This window comes from Martelella sp. (assembly GCF_984369615.1).
The window spans coordinates 25,916-42,044 of the sequence record NZ_CFHTCS010000006.1 but is presented as its reverse complement, the minus strand read 5'-3'; the positions used below and the strand labels follow the sequence as shown (position 1 = coordinate 42,044).

17 protein-coding genes are annotated in these 16,129 nt (G+C 62.8%); 2 read left to right on the top strand and 15 right to left on the bottom strand.

The annotated features are described in order from the left end of the window. Positions 1 to 129: 129 nt before the first annotated feature. The 3 genes from murI to AC5DC2_RS01365 form a co-directional block, all read right to left on the bottom strand. Positions 130 to 975, bottom strand: a complete 846-nt coding sequence (gene murI / locus AC5DC2_RS01375) for a glutamate racemase (RefSeq protein ID WP_491697223.1) — start codon at positions 973 to 975, stop codon at positions 130 to 132. Further along, positions 968 to 1,762: an RNA methyltransferase gene (locus tag AC5DC2_RS01370; RefSeq protein WP_491697222.1), complete on the bottom strand. Its 795-nt coding sequence runs from the start codon at positions 1,760 to 1,762 to the stop codon at positions 968 to 970. The genes murI and AC5DC2_RS01370 overlap by 8 nt, the downstream gene beginning before the upstream one ends. Before the next feature lie 73 nt (positions 1,763 to 1,835). Continuing rightward, positions 1,836 to 2,276 (bottom strand): VOC family protein, encoded by a 441-nt coding sequence (locus AC5DC2_RS01365; RefSeq protein ID WP_491697221.1) that lies wholly within the window; start codon positions 2,274 to 2,276, stop codon positions 1,836 to 1,838. Between the two features lie 356 nt (positions 2,277 to 2,632). Here AC5DC2_RS01365 and rplM point away from each other — a divergent pair, with 356 nt between their 5' ends. Continuing rightward, positions 2,633 to 3,097 carry a 50S ribosomal protein L13 gene (rplM, locus tag AC5DC2_RS01360; RefSeq protein ID WP_024707948.1) on the top strand — a complete coding sequence of 155 codons (465 nt, stop codon included), beginning with the start codon at positions 2,633 to 2,635 and terminating at the stop codon, positions 3,095 to 3,097. After that, a complete protein-coding gene (gene rpsI / locus AC5DC2_RS01355; protein ID WP_024707949.1) occupies positions 3,097 to 3,576 on the top strand; it encodes a 30S ribosomal protein S9 in 480 nt (159 codons plus the stop codon). Before rplM ends, rpsI begins: the two co-directional genes overlap by 1 nt. A 73-nt stretch (positions 3,577 to 3,649) precedes the next feature. Here the strand turns inward: rpsI and lpxB are convergent, their stop codons facing one another. The 12 genes from lpxB to tsf form a co-directional block, all read right to left on the bottom strand. Further along, the gene (gene lpxB / locus AC5DC2_RS01350; protein ID WP_491697220.1) at positions 3,650 to 4,813 is read right to left on the bottom strand and encodes a lipid-A-disaccharide synthase; all 1,164 of its coding nucleotides are present in this window, start codon (positions 4,811 to 4,813) and stop codon (positions 3,650 to 3,652) included. A 32-nt stretch (positions 4,814 to 4,845) separates the two neighbouring features. Then, positions 4,846 to 5,727: an LpxI family protein gene (locus AC5DC2_RS01345; protein WP_491697219.1), complete on the bottom strand. Its 882-nt coding sequence runs from the start codon at positions 5,725 to 5,727 to the stop codon at positions 4,846 to 4,848. Next, a complete protein-coding gene (lpxA, locus tag AC5DC2_RS01340) occupies positions 5,724 to 6,554 on the bottom strand; it encodes an acyl-ACP--UDP-N-acetylglucosamine O-acyltransferase (RefSeq protein ID WP_491697218.1) in 831 nt (276 codons plus the stop codon). The genes AC5DC2_RS01345 and lpxA overlap by 4 nt, the downstream gene beginning before the upstream one ends. Continuing rightward, the gene (gene fabZ, locus AC5DC2_RS01335; RefSeq protein WP_024707953.1) at positions 6,551 to 7,018 is read right to left on the bottom strand and encodes a 3-hydroxyacyl-ACP dehydratase FabZ; all 468 of its coding nucleotides are present in this window, start codon (positions 7,016 to 7,018) and stop codon (positions 6,551 to 6,553) included. The genes lpxA and fabZ overlap by 4 nt, the downstream gene beginning before the upstream one ends. Next, complete coding sequence (gene lpxD, locus AC5DC2_RS01330; RefSeq protein ID WP_491697217.1) at positions 7,011 to 8,066, bottom strand: UDP-3-O-(3-hydroxymyristoyl)glucosamine N-acyltransferase; 1,056 nt, start codon at positions 8,064 to 8,066, stop codon at positions 7,011 to 7,013. Before lpxD ends, fabZ begins: the two co-directional genes overlap by 8 nt. 45 nt (positions 8,067 to 8,111) lie before the next feature. Then, positions 8,112 to 10,451 (bottom strand): outer membrane protein assembly factor BamA, encoded by a 2,340-nt coding sequence (bamA, locus tag AC5DC2_RS01325; RefSeq protein WP_491697216.1) that lies wholly within the window; start codon positions 10,449 to 10,451, stop codon positions 8,112 to 8,114. A gap of 318 nt (positions 10,452 to 10,769) precedes the next feature. Next, complete coding sequence (gene rseP / locus AC5DC2_RS01320) at positions 10,770 to 11,864, bottom strand: RIP metalloprotease RseP (RefSeq protein ID WP_200338073.1); 1,095 nt, start codon at positions 11,862 to 11,864, stop codon at positions 10,770 to 10,772. Between the two features lie 31 nt (positions 11,865 to 11,895). Then, entirely contained in the window at positions 11,896 to 12,774 is an 879-nt protein-coding gene (locus tag AC5DC2_RS01315; RefSeq protein ID WP_491697215.1) for a phosphatidate cytidylyltransferase, read from the bottom strand. Next, positions 12,774 to 13,520, bottom strand: coding sequence for an isoprenyl transferase (locus AC5DC2_RS01310; protein WP_024707958.1), 747 nt, complete (start codon positions 13,518 to 13,520; stop codon positions 12,774 to 12,776). The genes AC5DC2_RS01315 and AC5DC2_RS01310 overlap by 1 nt, the downstream gene beginning before the upstream one ends. Positions 13,521 to 13,558: 38 nt before the next feature. Continuing rightward, on the bottom strand, positions 13,559 to 14,119 hold the full coding sequence (frr, locus tag AC5DC2_RS01305) for a ribosome recycling factor (RefSeq protein WP_024707959.1): 561 nt from the start codon (positions 14,117 to 14,119) through the stop codon (positions 13,559 to 13,561). A gap of 54 nt (positions 14,120 to 14,173) precedes the next feature. Then, a complete protein-coding gene (pyrH, locus tag AC5DC2_RS01300) occupies positions 14,174 to 14,893 on the bottom strand; it encodes a UMP kinase (protein WP_024707960.1) in 720 nt (239 codons plus the stop codon). A 94-nt stretch (positions 14,894 to 14,987) separates the two neighbouring features. Continuing rightward, positions 14,988 to 15,914: a translation elongation factor Ts gene (tsf, locus tag AC5DC2_RS01295; protein WP_491697214.1), complete on the bottom strand. Its 927-nt coding sequence runs from the start codon at positions 15,912 to 15,914 to the stop codon at positions 14,988 to 14,990. Positions 15,915 to 16,129 lie beyond the last annotated feature (215 nt).

Sequence of the window (16,129 nt, the reverse complement as noted above, 5' to 3'; positions counted from 1 at the left end):
GGTAACTCCAGTCTCCTCGGTCCGCTCCGAATGGACAACCTCCTGAAAGCCCACAGCTAGAGCGGTTCCGCCTTTCGTGGAAACGCGCAACCGCTCTATCTATTTGTTTTGACGCATTTTCGCTTGGCGTCAGATGTTTCCATCTGACTGCGAAATGCTCCAGCGCACTGCCGCGTCGGCGACGATCAATCCGAAGCCCTGCATCAGTCGCTTGATCTCCGGTCGAACATCGCTGCTGGTGAAGATCGCGACGTCGCGGTTCACCCCCTCGATGGCGGCGGACGGTCGCTCGCCCAGAACGCGCCTGGCCTGCAGGGCAATCGCCTCCGCCGGGTTCAGCCAATCGACCGGCCAGGGCGCAAGCTTGCGGAAGCGGTTGGCAAGGAAGGGATAATGCGTGCAGGCGAGCACGACGATATCGGTACGCCGGCCTTCTTCCTCCACGAAACAGGGCGCGATCTCCGTCCACAGCGCCTCATCCGTCACTTCGCCGCCGCTGATATAGGTCTCGGCCAGCGCCGCCAGATATTTCGAGCCGACCAGCCGGGCGTGGCAATGGGTGGCGAAGCTTTCAATCAGCGCCCGCGTATAATCGCGCCTGACAGTGGCCGGCGTCGCAAGAACCGAGATCAGCTTCGAGGACGTGCGCTCGGCGGCCGGCTTGATCGCCGGAACCGTGCCGACGAAATCGGTTGCCGGAAACCGGGCCCGCAGCGCGCTTCCGGCAAGCGTGAAGGCGGTGTTGCAGGCAATGATGACGCAGGCCGGACGGATATCTTCGAGCAGGCGCTCGAACAGCGCCAGAAGATGGGCAAGCAGCGCCTCTTCGGGCCAGTCTCCATAGGGGAAAGCGGCATTGTCGGCGACATAGACGAAGCGCCGGTCCGGCATCAGCATGCGCGCCTCGCGCAGCACGGTCAGCCCGCCAATGCCGGAATCGAAGACCAGGACCGGACCTTCGGCGGCCTCAGCCATCGCTGCCCTCGCCGCCGCGCGGGTTCTTGCGGCTGTATCTGTCGAGCGAGGAGATCACCCCGCGCAGCAGGTGGATCTCCTGCATGCTCATGGCGCGGCGGGTAAAGACCGAACGCAGGTTGTCGACCATGCGCGGCTTCTTGTCGGCCGGACGGAAATAGCCGCGCGCATCGAGCGCTTCTTCCAGATGGCCGAAAAAGCCGAAGAGATCCTCTTTGGTCGCGGGCGTCTGCTCAACCGCCTGGAACGGCGTCTCGCTCTCGTCCGCCATGCCGGATTTCATCCACTCATAGGACATGAGCAGCACGGCCTGGGCGATGTTGAGCGAGGCAAAGGCCGGATTGACCGGAAAGGTCACGATCTCGTCTGCCATGCCGACCTCCTCATTGTTGAGGCCCCAGCGCTCTCGCCCGAACAGGATGCCGGTGCGCTCACCGCCGCGATGGCGCTGGCGAAGCGTGCTGGCGGCAACGCTCGGCCCCCTCACCGGCTTGAACCCGTCGCGGCTGCGCGCCGTCGTGGCGTAGACGAAGTTGAGGTCGGATATCGCATCGGCGAGGGTCCCGTGCACCGTCGCGCCGTCAATCACGTGGTCGGCCTTGGAGGCGGCGGCGCGGGCCGTGTCGCTCGGCCAGCCGTCGCGCGGGTCAACGAGACGCAGTTCGGCAAGGCCGAAATTCGCCATGGCGCGCGCCACCATGCCGATATTCTCGCCCAGTTGCGGATTTACCAGAATGATCACCGGCCCTTCGGCGATGAGCGGAAGCTCGCTGTTCGTGCCTGCCATGGCATCCTTCTTCATATCGATCGATCGCAGCGGCTTATCGCTCGCCGGACCGATGAATGCAAGACAGAGGCAATCAATCCGGCAAGGTCATGCGGCCATTCGCATCAAGCGGCGAGAAGGGGTTATAGGCGACTTCCCAGAGATGGCCCTCCGGATCGGCAAAATAGCCGCTGTATCCGCCCCAGAAAACCGCCTCGCCCGGCTTCACCACCGTGCCGCCGCACTGGGCGGCAAAGGCGATGGTCTCGTCCACCTGCGCCGCCGATCCCACATTATAGGCAAGCGCAACCCCCGAAAAGGCCGGCTTTTCGTCGGGCAAACCCGAAAGCCCCGCATCCTCCGCCAGCGCCCTGCGGCCGAAAAGCCCGAGGACGATGCCATCGAGGCCGAAAAAGGTCACGCCCTCCTGCGAGGCTGACGACCGCTTCCAGCCGAGCCGCTCGTAAAAGGCGGTCGTGCCCGCCAGATCGTCCACGCCGAGCGTGATCATGCTGATCCTGCGCTGAAAGGTCATCCCGTACTCCCGCTTCGCATTTCGTTCATGCTATGTTCCCACATTTTGACGCGAGAGGCCAGCGGATTTGCGACCGGCCGCGCGGTCAAGGCATTTCAGGTCATGTCCCCGGAACTCCAAAAAAGTGGCAAGAACCAAGCAAATCCTACGGTAATATATTACCGCATTTTTAAAGCATTGAATTATATGATTAATTCATCCATACTGACCAATATTAGAGCTTGACCTTGCGCAAGCTGCTCTCTATACAACCGCCAACATATGCGCCTGGCGTATATGGTCCGGCTTGGAACCCCAAGCAAAGCAACAAAAAACGTCCGTCCCTCGGGCCGGAATGAACTTGAGAGTATCAGAAAATGGTTACCTTCTCCCAGAAGCCTGAAGAGGTGGTGAAGAAGTGGATCGTGATCGATGCCGAAGGCCTCGTCCTCGGCCGTCTCGCTTCGCTCGTTGCCATGCGCCTTCGCGGCAAGCACAAAGCCACCTTCACCCCGCATGTCGATGATGGCGACAACGTTATCGTCATCAATGCCGAAAAGGTCGCGATGACCGGCAAGAAGTACAATGACAAGATGTACTACTGGCACACCGGTTACCCCGGCGGCATCAAGGAGCGCAATGCGCGCCAGATCATCGAGGGCCGCTTCCCCGAGCGCGTCATCGAGAAGGCTGTCGAGCGCATGATTCCGCGCGGTCCGCTTGGCCGTCGCCAGATGAAGAACCTGCGCGTTTACGCCGGCACCAACCACCCGCATGAAGCCCAGCAGCCCGAAGTTCTCGACGTTGCCAAGCTCAACAAGAAGAATGTAAGGAGCGCTTAATGGCTGACCTGTCCGATCTGAAGACGCTTGGCGATGTCGCCACGGCCTCCGAAGCCCCCGCAGCCCCTGTTCACGAACGCAAGGTTGACGATCTCGGCCGCGCCTATGCCACCGGCAAGCGCAAAGACGCCGTCGCCCGCGTGTGGGTGAAGGCCGGTTCCGGCAAGATCACCGTCAATGGCAAGGATTTCACCGAATATTTCGGTCGTCCGGTTCTGCAGATGATCCTGCAGCAGCCGATCGTGCTGACGTCGCGTGCCGGCCAGTTCGACATCGTCGCGACCGTCACCGGCGGTGGCCTTTCCGGCCAGGCAGGCGCCGTGCGTCACGGCATCTCCAAGGCTCTGACCTATTTCGAGCCAGAACTGCGCGGCATCCTGAAGAAGAACGGCTTCCTCACCCGCGACAGCCGCGTCGTCGAGCGCAAGAAGTACGGCCGCGCGAAGGCCCGCCGTTCGTTCCAGTTCTCCAAGCGCTGATTTCAAAAGCCGCTTGCACTTATCGAAAAGGGCCGCAATCGCGGCCCTTTTTGCTGTCCGGCCTCTCGGTCGGCTACGGCCTGTTCTTGTCTTCGAGCACTTGAAGCGTCACTTCCGCCGCCCGCCGCCCGGGCGCAACCGCCGTGCGCATCATCGAAAAGACCGCGTCGAACCCGTCCAGCATGGTCTTGCGCTGCGGCGTGTCCCGCGTCAGAAGCTCCATCCACCGTGCCAGCGCGCCGGCCCGCATCGTGTCATCGAAATATTCCGGCACCAGCGGCCGGTCGGCTATGAGATTCGGCAGCGAGGCCGACCAGATGGTGATCTTCTTCAGCATGAACCGGCCGATGAAATCCGCCTTGTAGGCCGAAATGACCGGAATGCCGGAAAGCGCCAGTTCCAGCACCACCGTGCCGGAAGCGGCAACGGCCGCATGCGCGGCGCCGAAGGCTTCCCATTTGGCCGCGTCGCCGACCACGACCTCGGGCTTCACCGGCCAGTCGGCAATGGCGGCGCGCACCATCTCCTGCCGGCGGGTGACCGTCGGCAGCACGAAGCGCGGCATCGCATTGCGCTCGGCATAGATCCTCGCGACATCACGGAAAACCGGCGCCAGAGCGTTGATCTCGCCCGCGCGCGAGCCCGGCAAAAGCAGGATGGTCGGCGCCTCCCCCTCCTCCGGCAAGGCTGTGTTGCCACGGGCTGCCAGCACGCCCGGCTCCTCGCTGAGGCGGTGACCGACAAATGTGGTCGGCGGCCCGCCAAGGCGCTGCATCTCCTCCGGCTCGAAGGGCAGCACCGCCAGCACGTGGTCGACATAGGCGAGCATGTCGCGCGCCCGGTATTCCTTCCAGGCCCAGACGCTGGGACAGACATAATTGACGACCGGCAGGTCCGGCAGCGCCTTTTTCACCCGTTTCGCCACGCGGTGGGTGAAATCCGGACTATCAATAATGACGAGCACGTCCGGCCGCGCGGCAATCAGCGCGTCCGCCGTCTGACGGATGCGCCGGATCAGGAGCGGCAGCCTTGCAAGCACCTGGGTAAAGCCCATGATCGACAGGTCGGAATAGTCAAACAGCGAAGAGAGCCCCTGGGCCGTGAGCGCATCACCGCCGACGCCGATGAGTTCCACCGGGCCGGAATGCATCGTCCTCAGCGCGGCAATCAGGTCGCCGCCAAGCAGATCACCGGAAACCTCGCCCGCGATCACGCCGATTTTCAAGCTCTTTGACACGAGTGTCCCTTCCCCTGATGAAATGCCGATATTCAGAGAATGCGGCCCGAGACCTCGCCCGGTTCAAGGCCGAGCAGGAAAAGCCCTGCCCTGTCGGCCTCGGCAATGGCCTCGGCACGGTCCAGCACAAGCGCCCGTCCCGCCTCCACCGTGATGCCGCCCAGCCCGGCGGCAGCGGCAGCCCGCACCGTCTCCGGCCCGATCGACGGCAGGTCGGCGCGCAGATCCTGCTGCGGTTTGCACAGTTTGACAAGAACGCCGCGACGCTTCTGTGAAATCCGGCCAGCCGCGCGCATGGCGCGCACGCGTTCAAGCATCTGGTCGGTGCCTTCCGCGCCCTCAAGCGCCACCACGCGCCCGCCGAGACTGACGGCGCCCTGGCCGATATCCATGGAGCCGATGACGCGCGCCGCGTCGGCGGCGGCCGCAATATCGGCCCGGTCCTCGCGATCCGGCGCCACAGCGCCGAGCGTGCCCGCGGTCGCCAGAAGATCGCCGGCAATATCCTGCGCGGCGATGATTTCAAAACCGTGCCGCTCGAACAGGTCGATCACCATGCGCAACACCTTGTCATCGCCGCCGCTGCGCAGTTTTTTCAGGATTGCGGGCAGAGACCAGATCAGCCGCGCCGTCGGGCGCAGGCTCGTCAGTTCGGGGCGGGAACGCACCCCGCCGGACAGCACGATCCTGCGGATCCCGCGCTTGCGCAGTGCAGCGACAACCGGCTGAAACCCGCCAAGATCGGCATCCATATGGTCGAAATCCGACCAGTCATTGCCGCCCTCGCCACGCAACTGAACGATGAAGGTCGGCGTTCCGGCGTCCCGCGCGGCTTCGGCGACATAGAGGGGCAGACGGCCGTTTCCGGCGATGATTGCGACCGGCTCCGCATCGCGGGCCGATGTGCCGCTCACGCCTGGCTGCCCCGGCGGCGCGAACCCGGTGTGGTCAGCGCCCGCTCGCTGTCACGGTCGAGAATGAAATCGATGATCTCGCGGGCAGCGCCCTCAAGCGCGTCCGGCCCGCTGCGCAGCGCCCGCGCATTATCCAGAACCGTCCCCGCCGAAAAGATCGCCTGGTAGGCCCGCCGCACGGCATGAACCTCGCCCTTGCTCATACCGGCGCGCTGCATGCCGACAACATTCAGCCCGCCCATGAAGGCCGGATTGTCGACGACCATCGCATAGGGGATGACGTCGTTGACGACCCCCGCCAGCCCGCCGATGAAAGCCTGGCGGCCGATCTGCACGAACTGGTGGATCGCCGCGCCGCCGCTCAGGATCGCCCGGTCGTGAACCACCGCATGGCCGCCGATCATGACATTGTTTGAAAGGATCACGTGGTTGCCGATGCGGCAGTCATGGCCGACATGGGAATTGGCCAGAAACAGATTGTCGTGGCCGACAATTGTCTCGCCGCCGCCATGGGAGGAACCGGTATTGACGGTGACGCCCTCGCGGAAAATGCAATTGGCGCCGATCTCGAGGCGCGTATCGCTGCCATCGTGGCGAATGCTTTGCGGCGCGCCGCCGATGACCGCCATGGGAAAGACCGCGCAGCCATCGCCGAGCCGCGTGATGCCCTCGACCACGGCATGATGGTGAAGCTTCACATTGTCGCCGAGCACGACATTCGCCCCGACATAGCAAAACGCGCCGATCTCGGCATGTTCACCAATCACGGCTCCGTCCTCGACAATGGCAGTCCTGTCGATTTTCGCGGAGCTGGAAATCCTGGTCATTCTTCGTCCTTGCGCACCATCATGGCGCCGATATCGGCTTCGGCGACGAGCTGGCCGTCGACAAGCGCTTCGCAGTGGAACTTCCACACGCGCCGGCGCTGTTTCTGTTTGACGACCTTGAACCGCACCTGATCGCCCGGCACCACGGGCTTGCGGAAGCGGGCATTGTCGATCGTCATGAAATATACGAGGTTGTCGACCTCATCGGCCTTGCGCGCGCAGATCGCGCCGGCCGTCTGGGCCATGCCCTCGACAAGCAGAACGCCCGGCATGATCGGCATTTCCGGGAAGTGGCCCTGAAAATGCGGCTCGTTGGCCGTCACATTCTTGATGCCGACCGCACCGTCGTCGCCGTCGATCTCGATAATCCGGTCTACCAGAAGAAAAGGGTAACGGTGCGGCAGGAACTTCATGATCTCCAGAAGATCCATCTTCCCCATCGATGTCTTCGTCTCGTCACTCACCTTGCTTGTCTCCCGATTTGGCGGCGCGTCGGGCGATCTCCGCCACGTCCCGCAGATAGTCCCGGATCGGCCGGGCCGGATTCCCCCCGATGCGGGCGCCGGCCGGCACGGAGGTCAGCACCCCGCTCTTGGCGGCGATCTGCGCGCCGCTGCCGATCTCGATATGGCCGTTGAGCCCGGCCTGACCGCCGATCATCACGCCATCGCCGATCCTGGTGCTGCCGGCAATGCCGACCTGGCTGACAATACCGCAATGCCGGCCGATCTGCACGTTATGGGCGATCTGCACCAGATTATCGATCTTGGTCCCCTCGCCGATCACGGTATCGTCCATCGCGCCGCGGTCGATCGTGGTATTGGCGCCGATCTCGACATCGTCCTGAATGATGACCCGGCCGATCTGCGGCAGTTTCACCATGCCGGTCGGCCCGGGCGCATAACCGAAGCCGTCCTGACCGATGCGCGCGCCGGTGTGAATGATCACATTATTGCCGATCAGCGCATTGGAGACGGAAACATGCGCTCCCAGGGTGACATTGCGGCCAATCTTGACATCCGCTCCCACGACCGTGCCGCACAGGATACGACTTCCCGCGCCGATCACGGCGCGCGCGCCGACCACGGCGAACGGCGCGATCTCCACGCTTTTCTCGATCACCGCCGTATCGTCAATAACGGCCTGCGCGGAGATGCCGCTTTGGCGCTGCATCACCGGCTGCGGCCGCATGGCAGCCGGATAGAGCTGTGCCGCCGCGCGGGCAAAGGCAAGTTGCGGCATATCGGAAACGAGCGACGGCAAGGACGCCGGAATATGCTTCTTCATCTCCGGGGAGCAGATCACCGCCGCCGCCCTGCAGCTCTTCAACTGGTCAATGCTGTTCCGGGACAGGATGTAGCAGATATCATAGGGACCGGCGCGATAGATCGGCGCAACGGATTCCACCATCCGCTCGCCGGCATCCGCGTTCGACAAAACAGATCCGATGCGCGACGCCAACTCGTCGAGACGAATCGACTGCCGCGCACCGAAAAACTGGTTCTGATCCATTCAATCTCTCCAGAACGGAAACGATATGAGCTCTGGACAGCAATATCAGAAGGTGTTGGCAATTCCGAACCGGAACCGCTGAGTTTCGTCGAAATCTTCCTTGGCGAAGGGAATGGCGTAGTCGAAGCGCAGGTCGCCGAAGGGCGAATTCCAGATGAGGCCGACGCCGCCGGATGCACGGATCGAGAAATCCGTTCCCTCGATGGCCGTATTGGCAAGCTCAACGGCATTGCCCCAGGCCGAACCGGCATCCACATAGGCCGCCCCGCGCAGATTGATATCCTCGGGGATACCCGGCAGCGGGAAGTTCGCCTCGGCCGAAATCGTGGTGTAGTACTGCGAGCCGAGCGCATCGCCCTGCTGCACCGTACGCGGACCAAGGCCGTTCTGCTTGAAGCCGCGGATTTCCTGACCGCCGATCGTGAACTGGTCGAACACGTTCAGATTGCTGTCGAACGGTGTCACGAGACCGCCGCGCGCCGTCAGCGAACCGATAATGTCGGCCTGATCGGAAATCATCTGATACCAGCGAACCTTACCCGTCAGCGCATAATAGTGAGAGTCGCCGCCAAGACCGGCCACGGTATTGGTGAGATTGGCGAGAATGCCCTCGCGCGGCTGCTGGTAATTGTCGACGCTCGAGAAGTTGAAGGCCTGCTCGACCGAGGACACCGTCCACGGGCTGCCGTCGATCAGGTTCTGGAAGATCGGAGACAGGTTGTTCGGGTTCTGCCAGTCGCCCGTGCCTTCATATTCGAACTGCTGATAGACATATTTGATCGTCGAGCTCAGCTCGTCGGTCAGCGGCGCCGTCAGGCGGATATCGCCGGCCGTCTCCGCATAGGTATAGTAGTCCTGCGAAGCCGAATAGGCGCGATAGAGATCGAAACCTGCCGCCACGCGATAGCCGAGGAAGAAAGGCTCGGTGAAGGAGAAGTTGTAGATCTGCGAATCGTTGTCGCCGAGACCGGCCGACGCGCGGATGAACTGGCCGCGGCCAAGGAAGTTGCGTTCCTGCACCGAAAGCTCGACAACCAGCGAATCGCCTTCAGCGTCGTAGCCGGCGCCGATCGAGAACGCGCCGGTCGGCTCGTCGGTCACATCGACGACGATGACGACGCGGTCCGGCGCGCTGCCGGGCTGCGTCGAGATATCGACATTGCTGAAATAGCCCAGCGCCTCGAGGCGACGCTTGGCGCGGGCGATCATTTCGCGATTATAGGCATCGCCCTCGGCGAGGTCGAACTCGCGGCGGATCACATAATCGCGAGTGCGTGTGTTGCCGACGATCTCGATGCGCTCGATATAGGCGCGCACGCCCTGGTCGATCTCGTAGTTCACCGAGAAGGTGTCGTTGCTGAAGTTGCGATCGCCGCGCGGATTGACCTGCGCGAAGGGATAGCCCTGCGAGGAAACCGATGCCGCGATCGATTCCGAGGTCTTCTGAATGTCGTCGGCATCGTAGATCTTGCCGGATCTGGTCTTGATGTCGCCCTTCAGCGTGTCGATATCGACGCCTTCCACGGTCGAGGCCACGCCGATGTCGCCGAAGCGATAGCGATCGCCCTCGGACATGGTGAAGGTGATCGAATAGGAATTGTCTTCCTCGTCATAATCGACATCGGTCGAAATCAGACGGAAATCCGGGAAGCCGTGATTGTTGTAGAACTCGCGCAGCAGGGTCTCGTCGTGACGCACCTTGTCCGGATTGTAGATATCCTTGCGGGTCAGGAAGGACAGCGGCGTCGAGCGCTTGGTCGAGATCACCGAGGCAAGGCGCGCGTCGCCGAAGGTGTTGTTGCCCTCGAAGTTGATCTTCCGCGTCTTTGTGCGGCCGCCCTCGTCGATGACGAAGGCCACGTTGATTCGGTTGTCCTGCACGGTCGCGGTCTCGATGGAGACCTCGACGTCGGCGCGCCCGATCTGCGCATAGGCGTCCTTGATGCGCTGGATGTCGACCTGGGCCTGCGCCTCGTTGTAGGGGCCGAGCGAATGCAGCTGGACAACGCCTTCGAGCTTCTTGTCGTTGACCTTGCGGTTGCCGTTGAAGACCACCTGGTTGATCAGCTGGTTCTCGGTGACATTGACCACAAGCGTCGAACCGGAAACCGAAATCTTGACATCGGAGAAATAGCCGGTGCTGTAGAGATTGCGGATGGACTGGTTGATATCGGCATCGGTGAAGCTGCGCCCCGGCTGGATGGTCAGCTTCGACCTGATCGCATCAGAACCGGCCTGGCCCGTTCCGTTGACCACGACATTGCTGACAACAGCGGCATATGCGCTTGCGGGCACAGCAACGGCGGCGACGACCCCCCCGGACACGGCGACTGCCAGCGAAAGCGCCGCACCTGAAACTGTGTTCAAAAATCTTGAACCGGCCATGCTACTATCTACCCTTTATGATCGCTCAATATCAGCGTTTTATAGGCTTCGTGGTCTTTTGTTCTAAAGACTTCACACCCCCACGCAATAGAAAGCCGTGCGACTTATGCAACTTCCGCCCCAAGCGTGGCCAAATCGCCACGATCTTTTCGACTTATGGTAAACGGAAGGCTACACCAATCGACAACCTGTCTCCTACGCGTTTCCTATCATCTCCCGCGCCAAAGGCAAGGCCACAATCTCACAACCGGCGACCTTCGACAAGATCATAGGCCCCTCCTGTTAATCAAACAGTGTCAAAGGGTTAAAATGTAAACCTCAGCCCATCCGGCCCAGCGTGTCGTTCCATGTGGCGAAAACCATCAGCGCCAGAACCAGAAACAGCCCGACCCGGAAAGCGAATTCCTGGACGCGGGCCGACAGAGGCCGGCCGCGAACCGCCTCGATCGCATAGAACAGCAGATGACCGCCGTCCAGCATCGGCACGGGAAGCAGATTGAAGAGGCCGACCGAGACGGACAGAATCGCCGCGAAATTGGCGAAAGCGACGATGCCGAGCGAGGCCATCTGCCCCGCCATCGTCGCCACGCGCACCGGGCCGCCGATCTGGTCCGCCTTCATCCGTCCGGCAAAGACGTTGGTAATATAGTCATAGGTGCTGACGACGATGTGCCAGCTCTGCAGCGCGCCCTGCCCGATCGCCTCCAGCGGCTGGTAGCGCTCCACCCTGAAATTGCCCGAGTCGCGCGTTCCGACCACGCCGATCCGGCCGAGCTCCATCGCATTGCCGAACTGGTCCTCTTCCTCGATTCGCTCCGGCACCACCGTCATTTCGATCGGCGCGCCGTCGCGTTCGACGGTCAGGTCGATCGGCACGCCCGGCCTGACGCTCACATAGCGCACCACCGCATCGAAGGTCCCGACCTTCTGGCCGTCCAGCGCCACCATGATATCGCCGGGCTTCACGCCCGCCGCCGCAGCCGGGCCGTCCGGCACCACTTCGCCGACCACGGGGTCGGAGACCCCGCGCCCGTAGACGGAGAAGATGACGGCGAAAATGGCGATCGCCAGAAGGAAATTCGCGATCGGACCGGCGGCGACGGTCAGCGTCCGCTTCCACAGCGCCGCGCCGTTGAACGTCCTTGCCCGCTCCTCCGGCGGCAGCGCCTCAACGCCGGCGAAATCCGGGCGGCTTGCGGCATCCTCGTCGCCGTAAAAGCGCACATAGCCGCCAAGCGGTATGGCGCAGACTTTCCAGCGCGTTCCATGCCTGTCCGTCCGCCCGACAATCTCCGGGCCGAAGCCGAGCGAAAAGGCCAGAATGCGGATGCCGCACCAGCGCGCCACGAGGTAGTGGCCGAGCTCGTGGAAAAAGACGAGAAAGGAGATCGCGACCAGAAAGGCAACGATCATTCCGGGCGCGTTTGTAAATCCGATACCCAAATCAGGCTCCGTGTAGAGGCGGCAAGGCCGCGAGGCCGCTCCACCGATAAAGCACGGCGCCGACACTGTCGCCTGCGCCGAAGACCATCGCAAAACAGGCCATGATGAACATCGCGCTCGCGGCGGCAACAAGCCCGTCAACGCGGTCCAGCACCCCGCCGTGACCGGGAATGAGATGGCTGGAATCCTTGGCTCCGCACCGGCGCTTGAGGGCCGATTCGAACAGGTCGCCGGCCTGGCCGACGGCGGAGAGAACGAGCGCCAGCAGGGCCAGAAGCAGGGATGGCGTGCCGCCATAGGCCAGGCACAGCCCAAGGGCGGCCGCGACGCCGAAGAACGCTCCGCCGATGGCGCCCGACCATGTCTTGCCCGGCGAGATCGACGGCGCAAGTTTGGGACCGCCAAGCGCCCGGCCGACAAAATAGGCCATGATGTCGGTCGCCCAGACAACGGCGAACACGAAGAGGATCGTGTAAAGCCCGGCCGCGCCACCGTTCCTGATCGCCGCAAGCGAAACCATGGCAAGGCCGCAATAGATGAGCGCGCCGGCAAACCAGAACGGTACCGGCCTGTTGCGGCCATAGGCATAGGCGGTGGCTGCGGCAATGGCGGCAAGCGACAGCGCCGGCAAGAAGAGTTCGAGAAAGGTCAGGATGGCGGTTGCGATCATCGCCGCCCAGCCGGCGAGCAGGACCGTCATCGTTCCTTCGCCGCGGCCGGCGGGCCGCGCCCGGCTCATCGCCAGCCATTCATGAAAGGCAAGAAGCCCGATCGCGACGGAAAGAAGCAGAAAGGCAGGACCGCCGAACCAGGTCGCCATAAGAACGACGACGGCAAGAACCGCGCCCGACATCACGCGCAGCTTGAGTTCGCGCTCCATCAGGACCCCGTCAGCGCTGCGGCCGGCTGAACGACGCCGCCGAACCGGCGCGAGCGCCGGGCATATTCGGCAAGCGCCTCGTCAAAGCTCTCCTGCGAGAACTCCGGCCACAGGCAGGGCAGGAACACGAGCTCGGAATAGGCCGACTGCCACATCAGGAAGTTCGAGAGCCGCTGCTCGCCGCTGGTGCGGATGATCAGGTCCGGGTCGGGAATGCCGGCCGTATCGAGCCGGCCGGTGATCATGGCTTCATCGATCTCGTCCGGCGATATCCGCCCCGCCACGGCCTCCCGCGCGAGAGCGGCAGCCGCCCGGGCGATCTCGGCGCGCGAGCCGTAATTGACGGCGACGACGACATGCAGCCCGGTGTTGTTCCGGGTCAGTTCCTCGGCCGTCTGAAGCGCGCCGAGAACCTTGGGGCCAAGCCCCGCGCGCTCGCCGATCATCTGGAAGCGCATGTTCTGGCGGTGATAGGTCTGCAGCTCGCGATGAATGAAGATCGCGATCAGTTCCATGATATCGCGGACCTCATCCTCGGGCCGCTTCCAGTTTTCCGAGGAGAAGGCAAAAAGCGTGAGATGCTTGATCCTTGCGTCCCGCGCCGCGTCGACGGCGCGACGCACCGCCTCGACGCCCTTGCGGTGCCCGAAAATACGCTTCAACCCCCGCCCGCTGGCCCATCGGCCGTTGCCATCCATGATAATCGCAACATGATCAGGTTTTGCAGGATCTGCGTAAGGGGTCATATCGTGGCTCAAATTCTTGAAAAAATGCAGGTTAAAAATCAGACCTGCATGATTTCTTTTTCTTTCTCTGCAAGCAAGTGGTCAATGCGAGAAATTGCGCCGTCGGTCAGCTTCTGCACGTCATCGGACAGAGAACGGCTGTCGTCCTGGCTGATATCCCCGTCTTTCTCGGCCTTCTTCAGGGCATCCATGCCGTCGCGGCGGACATGACGGATCGCAACCTTGGCCTTTTCGGCATATTCATGAGCAACTTTGACCAAAGAACGGCGGCGCTCCTCGTTCAGCTCCGGCAGCGGAATGCGCAGGTTCTGGCCGTCCATGATCGGATTGAGGCCCAGATGGCTCTCGCGGATCGCCCGGTCGACGGCGCTCACCATGCCCTTGTCCCAGACATTGACCGCCAGCATGCGCGACTCGGGCACGGTGATGTTGGCAACCTGGTTGATCGGCATCTTCGATCCATAGGCCTCGACCAGAACCGGATCGAGGATATTGGCCGACGCCCGCCCGGTGCGCAGCGAGGTAATGTCGCCGACAAAGGCGTTGATGGCGCCTTCCATGCGGCGCTCGAGGTCTTTCAGATCGGTTGCATCGCTCATCGTCATTCTCCCGTCTTGCGCCCGGCCTTCCCTTTAAGGCCTCAGGCGCCGTCATCACTCGTCGGTTACAATCGTCTTGCGACCGCCGCCGGCCATGATCTGGCCGAAACCGCCGCGCTCGTGGATTGAAAACACGATAATCGGAATATTGTTCTCCCGCGCCACCGCCACGGCGGCGACATCCATGACCTGAAGGCCGCGCTCCAGCACCTGCCGATGGGTCAGCGCCTCGAACCGGGTCGCCTGCGGATCCTTCTTCGGGTCGGCGGAATAGATGCCGTCGACCTGCGTTCCCTTGAAAATCGCCTCCGCGCCGATCTCGGCGGCGCGCAGCGCGGCGGCCGAATCCGTGGTGAAGAAAGGATTGCCCGTACCGCCCGCAAAGATCACCACCTTGCCCGCATCCATATGGGAACGCGTCGCCCGCTGCGAGAACGACTGGCAGATCTCCGGCATGGCGATCGCGGACAGGACGACCGTATCGACATCCATCTTGCGCAGCGAGGTGGCGAGCGCCAGCGCGTTGATCACCGTGCCGAGCATGCCCATGTGGTCGCCCGTCACGCGCTCGCCCCCCTTGGAGGCCACGGCGACGCCGCGGAAAATATTGCCGCCGCCGACCACGATGCCGACCTCGACGCCCATGGCGCGAACCTCGGCGATGTCGGATGCAATCCGGTCGGCAACGGCAACGTCGATGCCGAAACCCTGATTGCCCATCAGGGCCTCGCCGGAAACCTTCAGCAGAACGCGCTTGAATATCGGATTCGTCAAAGTCACAAACTCCTAAAAAGCAATGCCATCCGGATACACGAAGGGCGCCGCGTTGTCACGCGGCGCCCCTTCAAATTCCAAGCCTTTCGGGCAATCAGCCCTTGGCCGTCGCGGCGACTTCGGCAGCGAAGTCGCTCTCTTCCTTCTCCACGCCCTCGCCGAGCGCCAGACGGGCAATGGCAGCGACCTTGATCGGCGCGCCCGCTTCCTTCTCGGCTTCCTTGACGGCCTCTTCAACCGTCAGGTCGGGATTGATGACGAAGGACTGCGAGAGAAGCGCGACTTCCTCGAAGAACTTGCGCATGCGGCCTTCGACCATCTTCTCGGCGATGTTGGCCGGCTTGCCGGACTCCTTCGCCTGCTCCAGGAACACCGCGCGTTCGCGGGCGGCAATATCCTTGTCGACCTCGTCCGCGCGCACGGCGAGCGGATTGGTCGCGGCGACGTGCATGGCAACCTGGCGGCCGATCGCGGTCAGAACCGCCTTGTCGCCTTCCGATTCCAGCGCGACCAGAACGCCAAGCTTGCCGAGACCGTCGGCGACGGAATTGTGGACATAGGAAGCGACAACGCCCGAGCCGACCGAAAGCTTGGCGGCGCGGCGCAGCGTCATGTTCTCGCCGATCGTGCCGATGGCATCCTTGATGCTGTCGGCAACGCTCTTGCCGGTTGCCGGATAGGTCGCGGCGCTGATCGCGTCGACGGAACCATCGGTCGACAGCGCCACTTCCGCGATGCCGGAAACCATCGACTGGAATGCTTCGTTGCGGGCAACGAAGTCGGTCTCGGAGTTGATCTCGACAACGACGGCCTCCGTGCCCTTCTCGGCAATGCCGATCAGGCCTTCGGCAGCCGTGCGGCCGGACTTCTTGTCGGCCTTGGAGATGCCCTTGGCGCGCAGCCAGTCGATCGCCGCTTCCATGTCGCCGTCATTCTCGGCGAGCGCCTTCTTACAGTCCATCATGCCTGCGCCGCTCTTCTCGCGCAGTTCCTTCACCATTGCAGCCGTAATCGTGCTCATAACTTGCCTCTTGTCCATTCGCTCGGCGGCGCTTGTCGCATCAAAGCGCGGCCTGTTGGGCAACGAAGTGTACCCATACTGTGACAGGGTGATGAAACCCTTGCTGCCGACGGCCGATGTCCGACGGCTCAAAGTCCGATAGGCAAACGCACCGGCAATTCCGATGCGCCTGTCTGGATCCGGAGAGGGCCGCAGGCGCCTTGCGCGGCCGGCCT